We start from the raw sequence: 17,639 nt of genomic DNA, 5'->3' as shown, positions 1-17,639 counted from the left end.
TGACCGTAGTAATTATGTGCAAGCACAATATATTAGCGCCAAATTAAATGACACCATCACGTTAAAAGGTTGGATCGGTTTTTATAAATTTAATGATGGCGATCAAGTCGAGGTGGTCGCCGAAAAGCACGCTGACCATTACGAAGTGTACGCCATGCTCAAACCCAGTGAACAAATTATCTCGCTCATTCCGCCATGTCTAGGGGGAAGAAAACAAGCCTTTAAGCACTTTTATATACCTTTTTTTATATTTTATATTGTTTGCACTCTACTTATGAACTACTTTTTTCTCGATTTTTCGTTGGAAAATCTGACCATTGGTTTTAGTACATTAGGGGTAATATTAGGGGCAGCTTTTTTTATGGTTTATAAAAATTCAATCGTGACATACATTACCCTTGCCGAGCGCATTTTTACAGTATTGGATTGGCAAAATGTCACCAATATCAATTTAGTAAAAATAAGTAAACAATATATAGTTAGATTAATTGAACAAGGTAAATATTCAACTAAATATGATATTACCGATCAATATATTAGACCCCCAAAACCTGGCGAAGGGTGGGGTTTTTTTTACTACGATCCAGAGGTATTATGCAAAAAAGGCAGGCCTCCTTTACGCGTTAAAAATAAAAACAGAAAAAAAAGAAAATAATACGTTAGAGAATATTATTATGCCTTACGCAAAATATGATGGTAACGACCCTATCTATAAAGACAAAGAGCAGCTATTAAAAAAAACCGGTATTAGTATTACCGAGCCAATCCTACCGCCCAAAAATTTGGTGAAATTAACCGGCACCCTATCCGAGTTTAAAGGTCTGTTTTGCTATGCACCACTTGCTGATGGCGCTTATTTAAGTGACGAGCAAAAACAAAAACACAACAACCAGCTTAGAAAGGGCGCACTACTTGCTACTTTAAATGGTAATAGCATTGCTGCGCTGGCTGGCTTAGGGCATGCCAATGGTAATGACCGTAGTAATTATGTGCAAGCACAATATATTAGCGCCAAATTAAATGACACCATCACGTTAAAAGGTTGGATCGGTTTTTATAAATTTAATGATGGCGATCAAGTCGAGGTGGTCGCCGAAAAGCACGCTGACCATTACGAAGTGTACGCCATGCTCAAACCCAGTGAACAAATTATCTCGCTCATTCCGCCATGTCTAGGGGGAAGAAAACAAGCCTTTAAGCACTTTTATATACCTTTTTTTATATTTTATATTGTTTGCACTCTACTTATGAACTACTTTTTTCTCGATTTTTCGTTGGAAAATCTGACCATTGGTTTTAGTACATTAGGGGTAATATTAGGGGCAGCTTTTTTTATGGTTTATAAAAATTCAATCGTGACATACATTACCCTTGCCGAGCGCATTTTTACAGTATTGGATTGGCAAAATGTCACCAATATCAATTTAGTCAAAATAAGTAAACGATATATAGTTAAATTAATTGGACAAGGTAAATATTCAACTAAATATAGCATCACGGATCAATTTATTAAGCCGCCTGAACCCGGTGCAGGTTGGGGATTTTTTTATTACGATCCAGAGGTATTATGCAAAAAAGGCAAGACACCCTTACGAGTTAATAATAAAAACAGAAAAAAATAAAATAATACGTTAGAGAATATTATTATGCCTTACGCAAAATATGATGGTAACGACCCTATCTATAAAGATAAAGAGCAGCTATTAAAAAAAACCGGTATTAGTATTACCGATCCAATCCTACCGCCCAAAAATTTGGTTAAATTAACCGGCACCCTATCCGAATTTAAAGGTCTGTTTTGCTATGCACAGCTGGGGGATGGTGCTTATTTAAGTGACGAGCAAAAACAAAAACACAACAACCAGCTTAGAAAGGGCGCACTACTTGCCACTTTAAATGGTAATAGCATTGCTGCGCTGGCTGGCTTAGGCCATGCCAATGGTAATGACCGTAGTAATTATGTGGATGCACAATATATTACCGCTAAATTAAATGACACCATTACGTTAAAAGGTTGGCTCGGTTTTTATAAATTTAATGATGGCGATCAGGTCGAGGTGGTCGCCGAAAAGCACGCTGACCATTACGAAGTGTACGCCATGCTCAAACCCAGTGAACAAATTATCCACTTGTCCCTTTATGTTTTGGCGGAATTTACAACATGGATAAAGGTGCTCATAGCGTATTATTCCATGATGATCGCTTACTTTATCCCAATGATAATTACTATGCTCTTCTTCGTAAGATAGTATCTGATCAGATTTTTTATTTCTGCATTAATTGCATTTTTTTAATTTCAATATTTATCCTATAAGATGACAAAATCTCTATCAACTTGGCACCGAATTAATAAAACGAAATTTAATTCCTAGAGTCGGTTAATTTAATTGCGATTACTTATTTTTGACTCAGCAGAATTTTAAATAAAAAACATAATAAAATCAATACGTTTCCTGAAGTTTTTTTGGCGAAAATAGGTTTGTTTTGTATCAGAAAATAACACGAAAAAATTAAATAAAATCATTTTACTAAATTAAGATTTTAATGGTTTTGAGGATTTCGCTAGAAGTAAACAAGCAATAATATTCAGTTTAATTAAAATTTCTTTACCGGTATATATTATGAAAATACAAATTGTACCATCCCCCTATTACACAATTAGCAGTTATTGAACATTACGATTCACCTTTATTAGAAAATGAAAACCGTCAATAAACTAATTAAATGGTGACAAGAGAACAATCTTTTAGATTGCTAACAATACCAAAGTTATGGCATTCACTACACAAATCCGAATACCATACCTTTAGAAAAACAGCGCGTTGAATTTAGTTTATTAATTGATAAATCAATTTCCAAAAATCCTTATGGAATTATCAATAAAATAATCAGCCACCTATGCTGTGTTAAGGCTAGAAACATTGGTTCCAAAACAAAGAATCAAGCTATCATTTACTTGTTCGAAACTTAGCTTCCACAAGGTGGTGTGCAAATGGCTCTCTTTGCCCCCATTTTTCATTATGTCAATGTTGGCTTAAATATTCGACCTGATGAGATGATAACCGATATTTATCTGCCATGAGCATAAAAGAATCGATTATCAATCCAAAAGAATAGGAAAATTGATTATTCAGGTGAGTAATCAGCACGAAAATAGTGATCACTTATTTTCGATAATTCACCATTGCTAATGATCTTTGTGATACCCTCATTGATATCTTTGGTTAACTGTTCGCCTTTAGCTCCTTTACTGATCAATAAGTAACTGTATGGCGAACCAATACGATCAGCATCTTCTTTGTTTAATTCTATTATTTTAAGATTAAGATTATGTTCGTTAATCAATTGTGATAGCATTACTTTATCGATTAATTGAAAATCATATTGCCCAGTTTCAACATGTTGCAGTACGGACAATAAGTCGGCCTCACTATAAACAATTTTGACAGGATTATTGGGATGCTGTTCATTATAAAGCGCTAATGCGGTAGCATAATTCAGTCCTGGTGTCACTTCGGTTGATTTGCCATTTAGATCGGCAAACTGTTTAATATCGTTATTGTTTTTTGCCACCGCAATGGCATATTGGTTTTTAAAAATAGGCTCAGAATAAAAATACTTTTCTTTGCGCTTTTCATTCATGGCATAATTATTGGCACCCACCTGATAACGCTGCGCATCAAGCCCGGCTAAAACCGATGGAAACTCAGTAAGTTCGAAGCTAATTTCATATTGTGGTAGCGTGGCAAATATAGCTTTTACCACATCAATATCATACCCCATTAACTCACCTTTCTCATCTACTGTGGTGAATGGGCTCGGCGCGCCCGATGTTGCAATAATAATTGTTTCTTTACCTTTTGCCTCTGAGGCCTTCTTTTGGTTATCACAGCCAGTTAACAATAAAGACCCTACTGCTAAAATACTTAACCATTTTTTGTAATTCATAAAACTATTCCCCTGTAAATTTAGCTCAAATTAGAACTGTTTTTTATCGATATTTTAAATAAACCCCATGTTTTTCATATCCGTTAGATGATCAACCTGATAACGTACCATGCCCGTTTTCATTACTTCAAAGCCTAATTTTTTATAAAACTTGACAGTTTGTGGATGGGTGTAAAGAATGATATTGCACTGTTTTACTTGTTCAACGAGTTTATCAACAAGCAGCCGTCCATACTGTTGTCCATGTAGGTGTTTTGCCAATGCAATGTTATATATAGCCGCCTGACAAACACCATCAGATAATGCACGTCCAACACCTACAATGCGATCTTGTTCCAATAAAAATACAACAGCATAGCTATTACGAAACACTTGCTCTTGTGTCTTAGCATCCAATGAACTAAGTCCATAAAAAGCGAGTAAATCAGCAACTTCTTGCCAATTAATCCCATCACAATGTTGCTGAATAATAATATTCATCCATACTCCATTTATTAAATTTCATAATCTATATGCCCAGCAGAATAATATCTGGCTAAAAAATCTTTCGTTCTTGGTTGAGTTGGATTTGAAAACACCTGCTGCGGTGAACCATCTTCAATGATTTGCCCTTTATCTAAAAATAACACCCGAGTTGCAATGTCATGTACAAAACTCATTTCATGAGAAACTAACATCATAGTAATACCTGATTTAGCGGCTATTTTGATGGTTGCTAATACTTCACCCACTAGTTCAGGATCAAGTGCCGAGGTGGGCTCATCAAGCAATAACACTTTCGGTTCCATAGCTAATGCTCTGGCAATTGCAACTCGTTGCTGTTGCCCACCTGATAATTGTTTTGGATAATGATAAATTCGCTCAGCAAGACCAACCTGAGCCAATTTTTCATAGGCTATCTGCTGGGCTTTATCCTTTGGGTATTTTTTCACAATCATTAGCCCTTCCATAACATTCTCTAACGCATTTTTTTGTTGAAATAAATTGAATTGTTGAAACACCATTGCTGTTTGCTGACGAAATGCGACAATTTTATGCCTTTTTCTACAACTGACATCAAATTCAAAATGATCAATACGGATCTTACCTTGTTGTGGTTTTTCTAATAAATTTAAACACCTTAATAGCGTTGATTTACCGGCACCGGATGCCCCAATAATCGCGACAATTTCATGGGGATGAATGTGAAAATTAAGGTGATCCAATATCAGATTATGATGAAAAGATAATGTTAAATTTTGCACATTAATCATAATAATTTTCCTCGGCGATAACTTGGAGTGTTAACACTGTCAGAAATGGTTAAACGCTTTTCTAAATATTTCATAATCAGTTCAATAATAATGGTTAATGCCCAGTAAATTAATGCCAATGAAATATAAACTTCAAAATAACGATAATTATGCCCAGCTAAAGTTTTCCCTCGACCGGTCATTTCGGTCACCGAACAGACAAACGCTAATGATGTGCCTTTTAGTAAACCAATTAGCGCATTACCTAAATTAGGTAAGGCCACAATAATAGCTTCAGGAATGACAATTCTACGTAACAATTGGCTATAGGTCATGCCCAATGATTGCGCAGCTTCAATCTGACCTTTATTCACAGACTGTAATGCGGCGCGGATTGTTTCTGAATTATAGGCTGCCTCGTTAAACGAAAAGGCAATTAACACAAAAAATATTGGGGATATGCCATTAATATTATAGTGAGTATCATAAAAATAATTGATATAACGCAGTAAGATAGGAATACCATAAAAGCTTAAATAGAGCTGTACTAATAATGGCGTTCCTCTTATAAAAGAGACAAATACCGCTGCTATTTGTGATAATATCGGTATTTTATTCATTTTGATGATAGCAATAATCAGACCGAGCATTACCCCAAGTAACATCGAGAAAAAAGTAATAAAAAGAGTTACAGGCAAATAACCAAGTAACATTGGGATTTGAGTAAAAATCAATCCAACATCTAATATATTTGGCATTATCATTATCCCATTAACTAAATTAGTGACTTGAACTAAACTGTTTATCTCGGTTATGTGGTGTATGCCAATGACTCACATCTGGACCTAAGGGTAAAATATCATAAGGATTATGCGCATTATCGCCCAAAAAATAGCCTTTTTTTATTGCTTCAAAATCAGTTGTTTCCCCAAAAGCAGGCATTTGATAAAGATCTCGAGCATAAGCCCATAAGTTGGGATAGTCGATAATTCGGTTACGATTAGTTTTAAATGCACCATAGTAGGCAACATCAAATCGAGCCAATGTCACATAGAGGCGAATATCAGAATCAGTTATTTTATCACCAAACAGATAACGTGATTGACTCAAACGCTGTTCTAGCTTATCTAATCGATTAAAAACAAGATGATAAGCATCTTCATATGCTTTTTGCGAACGTGCAAAACCCGCTTTATATACCCCATTATTGACTTCATGGAATATTACATCGTTTAGCGCATCAATATCCGCTCGTAATTGTTCAGGATAAAGGTCAGGTGCGTCCGTTTTATGGAAAGGTTTAAATGCAGTTTCCCAATAATAAGTCAGCTTAAAATAATCGTTGTTGACCACTTTGCCTGTTTTTACATCGACAACGGTTGGCACTGTCGCCCTGCCATCATATTCAGGATCTGTTGAAGCATAGATTTCAGGTAGATAACGAATACCCAGTACAGGATCAACACCGCCAACATCAAGCGAAAATTCCCAACCATGAGAAGTTCTAATCGGACTTACTTTACCGATACTAATTACATCGTCTAACCCCAATAATTTAATAGCTATCATTGAGCGGTGTGCCCAAGGGCAAATAGCTGCCCAAATTAAACGATAACGACTCGCTTCAATGGGTAACTGTCCGGGTTTATCACCAAATGGTGTATCAAATCGGTTAGTTTGGCGGATAAATGCGCCATCTTTACCAATCTCATTATTTTCATTAGTAACGATCTTTCCTATAGCCAAAGACATACGCTTACTCCTTATCATTTGGTACTGCAAAATTTAACTATCTGACAACTAGGTTAGTTCAATCTAGCATCAAATATTTGGCAGTTAAAATAACAAATAAGCATATTTATATAATTATCAATTATATAGAAGATAAATCACTATATGAAAATTATCTTAACTTAAATATTTATTTTCCTAAACGTCTATATAATCTTTCTGGACGACCAATTTTTCCGTGATTAAGTTCGACTGTTAGTAATTTGATTTGGACACAATATTCTAAATATCGCCTAGCAGTTGTTTTGCTAATATTGGCTTTCTCTACTATTTCGTCAACGGTGAGAGCTTTATCACTCTGCATAAAAATGTCTTTCACTTTTTGTAATGTGATTTCCTCAATGCCTTTTGAGTGTCGGTTCATATTAACAAAGTCTTTAGTTTGCAAATTGAAAAGCTCATCAATTTTTCGCTGATTAACGTGTTTTTGTAAACTTTGTCGATATAAAAAGAGTTCAAAACGCTCAAGCGAATGCTTTAATCGTTGATAAGAGACGGGTTTAATCAAATAATCAAACGAGCCTAAACGAATTGCTTTACTACACGTATCCATATCACTTGCAGCGGTAATAAAAATAACATAGCAATCTAAATGATTGTTGATGATATATTCAAATAACTCTATTCCTTTACCATCAGGCAAATAGTTATCGAGTAATATTAAGGTTGGTTTTAGTTTTTCTACCATTTTTTTAGCTTCGGATAAATTCGACGCGATACCAATCACTTTGACCTTTGTGTCTTTTTGAATAAACTCGGCATTGAGTTCTGCTAAAATGGGCTCATCTTCAACAATAAGTACTTTAATGTGATCTTCATGAAATTCTTTCATATAATGCCTTTCTATTATTTAGGTATGAATACAGAAAAAATGGTTCCATAGGGGGTATTATCTTCAAATGTAATATAACCATTGGATTTTTTTATATAGGTTGAAACAAGGTGTAAACCAATGCCATGTTCTTTACCCTCTTGAGATGTGACGCCAGGTTCAAAAATTGAATCACGAATATTTTCATCGATACCACAACCTTGGTCACTGATTTCAAGTACAATTTCATCTGTTGCATCACTAAGATATAAATAAATTGTTTTATCACCAAGATCATTTTTCAAACTGGCATTAAAAGCGTTATCAAGCAAATTACCTAAAATTGACATAAATTCTATTTCGGATATGAGTGAAGGTAATGCACTTAATTGACATGCAGGATCAAATAGTAGATTTAAACCAAATTCGTGTGCTTTTGAATATTTACCAATTAATAAACCACATACAGCTGGTATCTTAAAATGTGCGGTAATAAAGTCTAAATTACTTTGATTATCAGCAGAATGCAATGCGATAAAAGACTGAGCTTCTTCATACCGTTTCATATAAATTAAACCCGATAACGTTGCCAACCAATTAAGATGCTCATGCCTTAATGCGCGTAAATTATCAATATATTGAGTTACTTGTGTTAATTGCATACTTAATATATTAATATCATCAAAGTTACGAAACGTAATTACCCAGCCTTGAATTTTATCATCAATGATCACCGGAACTTTGCTTGCAATGACAATAATGTTATTGAAATAACAAATATGATCATGCATATCTTTGGTTTGGTTTTCATTTTTATAAATAAAGTCACTTGATTTAATAAACTCACTCAAATCATGTTCAAGCAAATCATCGTCACTTATCTTAATATCTAACATTGTGCGGGCAGATTGATTAATATTGATAATTTTATAATTAAGATCAATTGCAATAACTCCTTCAAAAATCGATTCCATGATTGACTTTTGACTTTTGACTAGTAGTGCAATTGCTTTAGGTTCTAAATTAAACATCTGTTTCTTAATTGCTTTTGAAAAACAGTATGAAAAGATAAATAAAGCTAAGAACAATAATGAACAAAAAAAGATAAAAGGTATAAATTGCTGTATATGCAATGCATAAATATCATCAATCATATAACCAACCGAGACAATCCCTATAATTTTACCATGTTCGACAATCGGTGCTTTACCCCTTAATGCTAACCCAAGAGAACCCTCACTAATGGATATGCTACTATTACCGTTGAGAACCTCTTGATTATCGCCACCAACCATGGGGGAGTGTAAAGGACTATTAGCGGTATGAAATAGACGGTTGGCATTAGCATCGCCAATAACAATATAGCTCGCATCGCTTTGTTCAAATATTCCTATGATTAAATTGGCTATTTTATTAGTGTCTTTATCGTTGACATATTCAATTAAACTTGGTAAAACAGATAACTCTTTTGCTTGAATCTGTGCTTTTTCGCCCAAGCTTCGATACAAATTTGTTTCTGTCGTGTTCCAAATATAGCTTTGTAATAACGCAAAGACAATCAAAGAAAAAAACAAAAGAGATAAAAAAAGTTTTGTTGTAAACGATAATTGGATTTTTCTTCGCATTTTTATTTTACATTTGCTTTTAAATTAAAGTGAAATAAGTGTAACACAGCATAAAAAAACATATAGCCTTTAAAACCATAAAAACCATAGTTAATTTATGATGTATATCACAAAAATTTTATTAAATTTTTGTAAAGATACACTCCATTAAATTTGAATAAAATTAAGTTATTTTGGAGAAAAAATTAAATGGTGAATTTTAACTCATCTGAAAAAAATATTAATGGAAAAGAATCAACAGGTAATCCTATTGAAGAGAAGCTATATGGCTGGCCATATAATTGGTGGCGCCTTATGGACAATTATAAAATTGGTGTAATCCCACTTCCATTATTTATTATTGCCGGTATCCTTATCTTTACTGAAGTGTTGGTAACAGGTAAATTACCTAGCGAAATCGTTGTGATGGTAGTAACTTGTGCTTTCTTTGGTTTCCTATGTGGTGAAATTGGTAAACGCTTACCAATCGTGGGTAAAATGGGCGCTGCCGCAATTTGTGCAACTTTTATTCCATCTGCACTTGTTTATTATGGTATTTTACCTAAACCAGTTGTTGAAGCAACGACCAAATTCTATAAAGATACGCATATTCTTTATTTATATATATGCTGTATCATCGTGGGTAGTATTATGAATATGGATAAGAAAACACTTATCCAAGGATTCTTAAAAATCTTCGGCCCAATGGTATGTGGTGAAATCGTTGGTATGCTTGTTGGTGTAGGCGTTGGTTATTTACTTGGTTTAACACCATTTGAAACATTCTTCTTCTTAGTATTACCTATTATGGCCGGTGGTGTTGGTGAAGGTGCAATTCCACTTTCAATCGGATACGCTTCAATTTTAGGTATGGAGCAAGGTGATGCGCTTGGTCGTGTGTTACCAATCGTAATGTTAGGCGGTTTAACTGGTATTATTTGTGGTGGTATCCTTAATCGTATCGGTAAAGCTTATCCGCACTTAACTGGTAATGGTCGACTATTACCTGCAGATGATGAAGTTGCTGATAAAAAAGCAGCTAAAACTGAATCGATTATTGATGTAACTACATTTGCTTCAGGTGTATTATTAGCAGCTATTCTTTATATGGTCGGCATGATTGGTCACAAATTAACCGGAATTCCAGCGCCAGTAGGAATGCTATTTGCAGCAGTTTTTGTTAAATTAGTATCTGGTGTTTCACCTAAAGTATTAAGTGGTTCACAAGTAGTTTATAAATTTTTCCAAACTTCTGTTACTTACCCAATTTTATTTGCGGTAGGTGTTGCAATCACGCCTTGGGAAAAAATTGTAGATGCATTCACAATCACAAACCTAATTGTTATTGTTTGTACAGTAGTTAGCTTAGTTACTACTGGTTTCTTTGTTGCTAAAAAACTTGGTATGTACCCTGTTGATGCTGCTGTTATTTCTTGTTGTCAAAGTGGTCAAGGTGGAACAGGCGACGTGGCAATCTTAACTGCCGCAGAACGGATGGAACTTATGCCATTTGCACAAATTGCAACTCGTATTGGTGGTGCAATTAATGTGTCAATATCATTACTCATTCTCGGCAATTTCTTAGTATAGATTTAACATATTAATGAACAACCTTAGTTTATACTAAGGTTGTTCTTTTTATTTTATATTTCCAATTAACATAAAACAGCTTTTAAGGAGTTTTCATGAAGCTTGTCAGTTATCTTGTCTCTGGTAGAGCAAGTTTTGGTCTTCTCACTCATAACGGTATTGTTGAATTAAAGCAAAAATTAGGTAATAAATACGCCGATTTAAAAGCACTACTTGCCGACAAAGAAGGGCTATCTGTTGCCAAAACGTATCTTGATGCCCCAAGTGACATTGATGAACAAGACATTACTTATTTACCCGTCATTCCAAATCCAAACAAAATTTTATGCGTTGGCATGAACTATGCCGAAAAACGAGCAGAATTTAATGAAACTAGCTCAGCACCGACGCTTTTTGTTCGTTTTCCTGACTCACAAACTGGTCATAAAACCAACATTATTAAACCAGCCATTACTAATGAGTTGGATTATGAAGGCGAATTAGCTATTATTATTGGTAAAGCTGGTTTTCGTATTAAGCAAGAAGATGCGTTATCATATGTAGCTGGTTATAGCTGTTATATGGATGGTTCAATACGTGACTGGCAATACACGTGGTTTACCGCAGGAAAAAACTGGCCAAGCACAGGGGCGTTCGGTCCATGTATTACAACGAGCGATGAAATTCCTGATCCAAAAGTATTATCTTTAACCACTTATTTAAATGGCGAACAAATGCAACATGATTCAGTCAAAAATCTTGTGCATACTGTACCTGAATTAATTTCTTATATTAGTACTTTTACGCATTTATCCCCAGGAGATGTTATTCTTACAGGATCACCAGGTGGGGTTGGTAAAAAACGTAATCCACCAGTATTTATGAAAGATGGTGATACAATAGAGGTCGAAATTACAGGAATTGGTCGTTTAATCAATTATGTAGTAGCTGAAGAAAGGTAAAATTATGTACGATTTGGTTGATTATACCGTTATTGATATTTCTAAAAAAGAACAAGATTATCGAGAAGTTAAACAGTTGCTATCTCAAGCTAATCTTGACCTTGACTCACAAGTTACTGTTTTTATGGTAGCAAAAGTTAACGCAAAAATTATTGCTTGTGCAGGAATCGATCACAATATTATCAAATGTGTTGCCATTGATCCCAATTATCGAGGTAATCAGCTAAATCTAACTTTAATGGATCACACCATAAAATATGCTAACGAAAGTGGCTATTTTCACCTTTTTTTATATACAAAGCCTGAAAATATAGATTTTTTTAAAGGATGTGGCTTTTATCCTATTGTTGAAATAACCGATCTTGTTGTCCTAATGGAAAACAATCCAGTTGGAATAAGGCTATATTGTAAACAACTAAGCACACAGCAAAAAGAGGGGAATAAAATAGGTAGCATTGTTATGAATGCTAATCCTTTCACTAAAGGTCATCAATATCTTATCCAATATGCTGCAAGTCAATGTGATTGGTTACATGTTTTTGTCGTGAATGAAAATGCATCGCAATTTTCATTTGATACACGTTTAAAGTTAGTTGAAGATGGTACTAAACAGATAAAAAATGTTACTGTGCATGCAAGTTCACCTTATATTATTTCAAGAGCAACATTCCCAACTTATTTTCTAAAAGATAAGGCAAAAATTGATCGAGCCTATATGGGTATCGATTTGCTTATATTCCGAAATTATATCGCGCCAACCCTTAATATTACCTATCGATTTGTTGGTACTGAACCTTGTGATGAAGTCACTAAGGCTTATAATGAAGCGATGTCTTATTGGCTTGAAAATAAAACTGTCAGTGATCATTCAGCTATTACTGTTGTTGAAGTTCCACGAATAACTGAAGGTGATACTATTGTATCGGCCTCATTAGTACGAAAATTATTGGCATCTGGGCAATATGAAGAGGTAAAAAAGCTGGTTCCATCTACTACATGGGATTACCTTTCAGCTAATTTGGATAAATTTAAAATTTAATACGTTTTAAAAGGTAAAAAAATGAAAATACAAAAAGAAGCCATGGCAGGGACTCTTGAATCTAGCGATTTGTTAGTCAAAGTCATGCCAAACACCGGAATTGAAGTTGTCATTAATAGTGATGTTAATAAACAATTTGGCGATCAAATCCGTGCAGTTGTTGAGCAAACTTTAAATGAGCTTAATGTAACCGACGGTTTAATTATTATTGATGATAAAGGTGCACTTGATTGTGCTATTAAAGCCAGAGTTCAATGTGCAGTATTACGTGGCGCAGAAGAAGAAAACTTAGATTGGAGTAAATTACTATGAAAAAATTACGTCGAAGTATGCTATTTCTTCCAGGTGCAAACGCCGCAATGTTATCAACTTCGTTTGTTTATAAACCTGATTCGATCATGTTTGATCTTGAAGATGCTGTTTCAATTAAAGAAAAGGATTCAGCACGTTTATTAGTGGCACAAACATTGCTTCTTCCTGTTTATAAAGAGCACGGAATTGAAACGGTGGTTCGAATCAATGCACTTGACACTCCATTTGGTTTAAAAGACCTTGAAGCAGTAGTAAGGGCTGGTGTTGACGTAGTACGTTTACCGATGACTAACTGCGCTGAAGATATTCATGAGTTAGAAGCACACGTTGAAAGAATTGAAAAAGAGTGTGGGCGTGAAGTGGGCAGCACTAAATTAATGGCCGCGATTGAATCCGCTCAAGGGGTTGTTAATGCCGTTTCTATTGCTAAATCTTCCCCACGTTTAATTGGTATTGCACTAGCTGCATTTGACTATCTTGTTGATATGCAAACTGAGCGTGGCGATGGTACTGAGTTATTTTATGCTCGCTGCGCAGTATTACATGCAGCACGTGTAGCTGGCATTGATGCCTTTGATGTGGTGTATTCAAATGTTAATGATGATGAAGGTTTCTTAAAAGAAGTTAGCCTAATCAAAAAACTCGGATATAACGGTAAATCACTGATCAATCCAAGACAAATTGAACTATTACATAATGCTTATGCTCCAACCGCAGCTGAAGTTGAGCATGCTCAAAAAGTGGTTGAAGCAGCAGAAGAAGGTGAAAGAAAAGGCCTTGGCGTTATTTCCTTAAACGGCAAAATGATTGATGCACCGATTATTGCTCGTGCTAGAAAAGTTATCGAGTTGGCTAAATATTCCGGTGTACGTAAAGAAATTTGATAGGATTGAAAAATGACTACTTCTATAAACAAAAAAATTGATGATTTGCTTAAACAGCACCCTGATCTCAAGAATATTACGCCTTTTGTTGATGCTAACGCAACAACACCTTATTTAAAAGATGAGTCTAAATACACGCGTAAATTGTGTGATTCTATTGAACAGGCAATAAAAAAATGTGAATTACGTGATGGTATGACTATCTCTTTTCACCACGCATTCCGTGAAGGTGATAAGGTTATCAATAAAGTTGTTGAAACGATCAGTAAGTTAGGCATTAAAAACTTAACGTTAGCTTCAAGTTCATTATTAAGTTGTAACTCGGCTTTAATACCTCATATCGAATCAGGTGTCATTACTAAAATTTATACCTCTGGTCTACGAGGTAAGTTAGCCGATGCGATTTCTCACGGCTTAATGGAAAACCCTGTTCATATCCATTCTCATGGTGGTCGAGTAAAACTTATCCAAAGTGGTGAAATTAACATTGATATCGCATTTTTAGCCGTATCAACAGCTGATGAACAAGGTAACGCCAATGGGGTATCGGGTAAATCACAATGTGGTGCACTTGGTTATGCTATGGTCGATGCACAATTTGCTAAAAAAGTGGTACTACTAACTGAAGATATCGTTGGATATCCTAACCATCCGGCAAGTATTCGCCAAGATCAAGTTGACTATATTGTTAAAGTTGATGAGGTGGGTGATCCAACTAAAATTAGTGTAGGTGCAGCGCGTATCACTAGCAATCCACGCGAACTGATGATCGCGCGTTATGCAGCTGACGTTATTGAACATTCAGGCTATTTCAAAGATGGTTTTTCAATTCAAACTGGTTCGGGTGCATCGTCAACTGCGGCAACGCGTTTCCTTGAAAATCGTATGCGTGCGAAAAATATTACTGCATCATTTGCATTAGGTGGTATTACCGCAAGTATTGTTGATCTTCATGAAAAAGGTTTAGTTAAACGTTTATTAGACACTCAAAGCTTTGATGGCACAGCTGGACAATCTTTGGGTAAAAATAAAGATCATATTGAAGTATCAACCAACGTTTATGCGAACCCGGCATCAAAAGGTGCGAGCGTTGATGAACTTGATATTGTTATTTTAAGTGCTTTAGAAATTGACCTTGATTACAATGTTAATGTATTAACGGGTTCTGACGGCGTTATGCGTGGTGCATCTGGCGGTCACTGTGATACTGCTGCTGGTGCCAACTTAACAATCGTTGTTGCGCCACTTATTCGTAGCCGTATTCCAACGGTAATTAAAAAGGTAACAACATTAGTCACTCCTGGTGAAAGCGTTGATGTGCTAGTAACTGACCATGGTATTGCGGTTAATCCTAATCGTCCAGAAATTGCTGAACGTTTAAAAGCAGCTAATTTACCAATTATGAGCATTGAAGAGCTTTATCAACGTGCTGTATCTTTAACTGGTGAGCCAAAACCAATCGAGTTTAAAGATAAAATTGTTGGTATTGTCCATTTCCGCGACGGTTCAGTTATTGATGTCGTGCGTGAAGTTAAAGATTAATTTTAGTTTTAATTAATAAAGTAATAGCCTGACATGTAAAAGTGTTATGCTATTACTGTTTTTATCCAATGGAAAAATGCTAATTAAATTTGATGATGGCACTCCAATTAACCTTGAGCAAATGCTATTAGCCAAGGAAAAGCGAGTGGAAAACCAAAAACAGGCAATGATATGTTATAAACATCCCATCATATCCTTAAGCCTAGTTATTCCAGGTGCTATAAAAAATAGTAGCGGTGCTCGTTATCTTTTTGACGAGGCAATCAAAACATTACATCACTGTTTTTTACAAAATGACATCGCAATAATCAATGAAGATCATTATCACTATATCACCGGTTCAGAAGCTATTATAGCAATAAAATGTTCAGCTAATGTCCTTAAAAAATACTGTATTGATATTGAAAATAATCACCCTTTAGGGCGTTTGTGGGATATTGATGTTATTGACATTGTTACACAAAAAAGCCTGTCACGATCACAATTCGACAACCAACCAAGACAATGCTTAGTCTGTCATAAAACGGCAAAACTTTGCGGTAGAGCAAAACGTCATTCAATTGATGAAATTTTTACAGCGATTGAAAACAAGATAGAAAAATTTCAGAAAAATAAAAGTGATAATAATCATTGCTAATAACGGATTGATGGAATAGCATGTCTATATATATGATATAGCATCAATCCTAATTATAATCTGAAAAATCAGTTATACTTTTTCAAGTGCTTGCTGTAAATCAGCCTGTAAATCAGTAATATCTTCCAATCCCACCGAAATACGCAATAATTGATCTGAAATCCCAGCCGTTTTTCGTGCTTCGGCACTAATACCTGAATGAGTCATTGTTGCTGGATGACATACAAGACTTTCCACTCCACCAAGTGATTGAGCCAATGTAAAAATATTAAGCGCTTTTAAAAATTTCGGCATGACATCGGCCTCGCCAACTAATTCAAAACTGAGTAACGAACCAAAGCCTTTCTGCTGTTTTTTAGCAATATCATGTCCAAGATTAGTTGGTAAAGAGGGATGAAATACTTTAGCTATTTTTGGATGATTAGCAAGAAACCCTACCACTTTTTGCGCATTGTCTTGTTGCAAATTTACACGCGCAGCAAGGGTTCGTAATCCACGTAATAAAAGATAACTATCAAATGATGAAGTCAGCGTACCAATATTATTGGCCCACCATAAAACATCTGTAGCAAGTTGTTGGTCCTTAAAAACTAAAATCCCAGCTAATAAATCCGAATGTCCGTTTAAAAATTTAGTACAAGAGTGGGTAACAATATCAGCGCCAAGCTCCAATGGTTTTTGTAAAATAGGCGTCATAAACGTATTATCGACTAAAACCAAAGCACCTACATCATGCGCTTGTTGCGCAATTTTTTTTATATCAACAACACGCAGTAATGGATTACTTGGTGTCTCAATCAAGACTAACTTGGGATGTAAGCTTAATGCTTCTTGCAATGCGACCAAGTCAGACTGATCAACAAATTTTACTTTAAAATAACCTTTCTGACTTAAACTATTAAAAAGCCGATAGCTACCGCCATAACAATCATGAGGAGCAACAACTAAGTCATTTGGTGCTAATAAGGCAACACTAATAAGGTGAATTGCTGACATGCCACAGTTAGTTAAAATAGCATCGGCACCACCTTCTAATTTTGCAACTGTTTCTTCCACCAATCGCCGACTTGGATTTGCTTTTCGCGCATAATCAAATTCTCTGGGTTTAGCAAATTCTTCATAACGATAACAAGTAGATGGTGTGATAACAGGTACGACACTGCCATATTGATCATCAGTATTGAGCCCACCGCGAACAGCAATAGTTCCTTGGCTTAGATTGTTTGATTGACTAGCCATAATAACACTCCTCTAAATAATACTTTGCTTATTTCAAGATTAGATTGTATAAGAATAGCACACTAAATA

At 35.2% G+C, this 17,639-nt stretch carries 17 protein-coding genes and 1 pseudogene; 10 read left to right on the top strand and 8 right to left on the bottom strand.

Features of this window, described 5'->3' with window-relative positions; all coding sequences use genetic code 11:
- From A9G23_RS11555 to A9G23_RS10720, 3 genes are all read left to right on the top strand, one after another.
- Positions 1–655, top strand: a 655-nt coding sequence (locus A9G23_RS11555) for a putative type VI secretion system effector (protein WP_218059517.1), incomplete at its 5' end; no start/stop codon positions are given.
- A 19-nt stretch (positions 656–674) separates the two neighbouring features.
- Positions 675–1,622 carry a putative type VI secretion system effector gene (locus tag A9G23_RS10725; RefSeq protein WP_065587603.1) on the top strand — a complete coding sequence of 316 codons (948 nt, stop codon included), beginning with the start codon at positions 675–677 and terminating at the stop codon, positions 1,620–1,622.
- 24 nt (positions 1,623–1,646) lie between these two features.
- The gene (locus A9G23_RS10720; RefSeq protein WP_065587602.1) at positions 1,647–2,249 is read left to right on the top strand and encodes a hypothetical protein; all 603 of its coding nucleotides are present in this window, start codon (positions 1,647–1,649) and stop codon (positions 2,247–2,249) included.
- Positions 2,250–3,126: 877 nt separating this feature from the next.
- Here the strand turns inward: A9G23_RS10720 and A9G23_RS10715 are convergent.
- The 7 genes from A9G23_RS10715 to A9G23_RS10685 all read right to left on the bottom strand — a co-directional run bounded on the left by A9G23_RS10715 (position 3,127) and on the right by A9G23_RS10685 (position 9,407).
- The gene (locus A9G23_RS10715; RefSeq protein ID WP_065587601.1) at positions 3,127–3,948 is read right to left on the bottom strand and encodes a transporter substrate-binding domain-containing protein; all 822 of its coding nucleotides are present in this window, start codon (positions 3,946–3,948) and stop codon (positions 3,127–3,129) included.
- 54 nt (positions 3,949–4,002) lie between these two features.
- Entirely contained in the window at positions 4,003–4,428 is a 426-nt protein-coding gene (locus A9G23_RS10710; protein WP_065587600.1) for a GNAT family N-acetyltransferase, read from the bottom strand.
- A 14-nt stretch (positions 4,429–4,442) separates the two neighbouring features.
- Complete coding sequence (locus A9G23_RS10705) at positions 4,443–5,201, bottom strand: amino acid ABC transporter ATP-binding protein (RefSeq protein ID WP_065587599.1); 759 nt, start codon at positions 5,199–5,201, stop codon at positions 4,443–4,445.
- A complete protein-coding gene (locus A9G23_RS10700; protein WP_065587598.1) occupies positions 5,198–5,938 on the bottom strand; it encodes an amino acid ABC transporter permease in 741 nt (246 codons plus the stop codon). Before A9G23_RS10700 ends, A9G23_RS10705 begins: the two co-directional genes overlap by 4 nt.
- Before the next feature lie 22 nt (positions 5,939–5,960).
- The gene (locus tag A9G23_RS10695) at positions 5,961–6,932 is read right to left on the bottom strand and encodes a glutathione S-transferase family protein (protein ID WP_218059516.1); all 972 of its coding nucleotides are present in this window, start codon (positions 6,930–6,932) and stop codon (positions 5,961–5,963) included.
- A gap of 169 nt (positions 6,933–7,101) precedes the next feature.
- Complete coding sequence (locus A9G23_RS10690) at positions 7,102–7,803, bottom strand: response regulator (protein WP_065587596.1); 702 nt, start codon at positions 7,801–7,803, stop codon at positions 7,102–7,104.
- A gap of 14 nt (positions 7,804–7,817) precedes the next feature.
- Complete coding sequence (locus A9G23_RS10685; protein WP_065587595.1) at positions 7,818–9,407, bottom strand: ATP-binding protein; 1,590 nt, start codon at positions 9,405–9,407, stop codon at positions 7,818–7,820.
- Positions 9,408–9,689: 282 nt separating this feature from the next.
- Here A9G23_RS10685 and A9G23_RS10680 point away from each other — a divergent pair.
- From A9G23_RS10680 to citX, 7 genes and pseudogenes are all read left to right on the top strand, one after another.
- Positions 9,690–10,976 (top strand): annotated as a pseudogene (locus A9G23_RS10680) (2-hydroxycarboxylate transporter family protein); the annotation flags it as partial.
- A gap of 95 nt (positions 10,977–11,071) precedes the next feature.
- Positions 11,072–11,917, top strand: coding sequence for a fumarylacetoacetate hydrolase family protein (locus A9G23_RS10675; protein ID WP_065587594.1), 846 nt, complete (start codon positions 11,072–11,074; stop codon positions 11,915–11,917).
- A 4-nt stretch (positions 11,918–11,921) separates the two neighbouring features.
- Positions 11,922–12,956: a [citrate (pro-3S)-lyase] ligase gene (gene citC / locus A9G23_RS10670; protein ID WP_065587593.1), complete on the top strand. Its 1,035-nt coding sequence runs from the start codon at positions 11,922–11,924 to the stop codon at positions 12,954–12,956.
- A gap of 21 nt (positions 12,957–12,977) precedes the next feature.
- Positions 12,978–13,268, top strand: a complete 291-nt coding sequence (citD, locus tag A9G23_RS10665) for a citrate lyase acyl carrier protein (RefSeq protein ID WP_065587592.1) — start codon at positions 12,978–12,980, stop codon at positions 13,266–13,268.
- On the top strand, positions 13,265–14,152 hold the full coding sequence (gene citE / locus A9G23_RS10660) for a citrate (pro-3S)-lyase subunit beta (protein ID WP_065587591.1): 888 nt from the start codon (positions 13,265–13,267) through the stop codon (positions 14,150–14,152). The genes citD and citE overlap by 4 nt, the downstream gene beginning before the upstream one ends.
- Positions 14,153–14,164: 12 nt before the next feature.
- Positions 14,165–15,694 carry a citrate lyase subunit alpha gene (citF, locus tag A9G23_RS10655; RefSeq protein ID WP_065587590.1) on the top strand — a complete coding sequence of 510 codons (1,530 nt, stop codon included), beginning with the start codon at positions 14,165–14,167 and terminating at the stop codon, positions 15,692–15,694.
- A gap of 76 nt (positions 15,695–15,770) precedes the next feature.
- Positions 15,771–16,331: a citrate lyase holo-[acyl-carrier protein] synthase gene (gene citX, locus A9G23_RS10650; protein ID WP_176700218.1), complete on the top strand. Its 561-nt coding sequence runs from the start codon at positions 15,771–15,773 to the stop codon at positions 16,329–16,331.
- 72 nt (positions 16,332–16,403) lie between these two features.
- On the opposite strand, the gene metB is transcribed toward citX, so the two are convergent.
- On the bottom strand, positions 16,404–17,570 hold the full coding sequence (gene metB, locus A9G23_RS10645; RefSeq protein WP_065587589.1) for a cystathionine gamma-synthase: 1,167 nt from the start codon (positions 17,568–17,570) through the stop codon (positions 16,404–16,406).
- Positions 17,571–17,639: the final 69 nt, after the last annotated feature.

Origin of the sequence: Gilliamella sp. App4-10 (assembly GCF_001690495.1) — a bacterium.
Classification (GTDB): Bacteria; Pseudomonadota; Gammaproteobacteria; order Enterobacterales; family Orbaceae; genus Gilliamella; species Gilliamella apicola_G.
The sequence above is the reverse complement of the archived record's forward strand: the minus strand, read 5'-3'. Positions and strand labels throughout refer to the sequence as shown.

Excerpts from the sequence above, each read along its gene's own strand:
- A9G23_RS10710 (WP_065587600.1), bottom strand. The coding sequence starts at position 4,428 with ATGAATATTATTATTCAGCAACATTGTGATGGGATTAATTGGCAAGAA.
- A9G23_RS10695 (WP_218059516.1), bottom strand. The coding sequence starts at position 6,932 with ATGTCTTTGGCTATAGGAAAGATCGTTACTAATGAAAATAATGAGATT.
- A9G23_RS10720 (WP_065587602.1), top strand. The coding sequence starts at position 1,647 with ATGCCTTACGCAAAATATGATGGTAACGACCCTATCTATAAAGATAAA.
- A9G23_RS10690 (WP_065587596.1), bottom strand. The coding sequence starts at position 7,803 with ATGAAAGAATTTCATGAAGATCACATTAAAGTACTTATTGTTGAAGAT.
- A9G23_RS10725 (WP_065587603.1), top strand. The coding sequence starts at position 675 with ATGCCTTACGCAAAATATGATGGTAACGACCCTATCTATAAAGACAAA.
- A9G23_RS10715 (WP_065587601.1), bottom strand. The coding sequence starts at position 3,948 with ATGAATTACAAAAAATGGTTAAGTATTTTAGCAGTAGGGTCTTTATTG.
- A9G23_RS10685 (WP_065587595.1), bottom strand. The coding sequence starts at position 9,407 with ATGCGAAGAAAAATCCAATTATCGTTTACAACAAAACTTTTTTTATCT.
- metB (WP_065587589.1), bottom strand. The coding sequence starts at position 17,570 with ATGGCTAGTCAATCAAACAATCTAAGCCAAGGAACTATTGCTGTTCGC.
- A9G23_RS10705 (WP_065587599.1), bottom strand. The coding sequence starts at position 5,201 with ATGATTAATGTGCAAAATTTAACATTATCTTTTCATCATAATCTGATA.
- A9G23_RS10675 (WP_065587594.1), top strand. The coding sequence starts at position 11,072 with ATGAAGCTTGTCAGTTATCTTGTCTCTGGTAGAGCAAGTTTTGGTCTT.
- A9G23_RS10700 (WP_065587598.1), bottom strand. The coding sequence starts at position 5,938 with ATGCCAAATATATTAGATGTTGGATTGATTTTTACTCAAATCCCAATG.
- citC (WP_065587593.1), top strand. The coding sequence starts at position 11,922 with ATGTACGATTTGGTTGATTATACCGTTATTGATATTTCTAAAAAAGAA.
- citF (WP_065587590.1), top strand. The coding sequence starts at position 14,165 with ATGACTACTTCTATAAACAAAAAAATTGATGATTTGCTTAAACAGCAC.
- citE (WP_065587591.1), top strand. The coding sequence starts at position 13,265 with ATGAAAAAATTACGTCGAAGTATGCTATTTCTTCCAGGTGCAAACGCC.
- citX (WP_176700218.1), top strand. The coding sequence starts at position 15,771 with ATGCTAATTAAATTTGATGATGGCACTCCAATTAACCTTGAGCAAATG.
- citD (WP_065587592.1), top strand. The coding sequence starts at position 12,978 with ATGAAAATACAAAAAGAAGCCATGGCAGGGACTCTTGAATCTAGCGAT.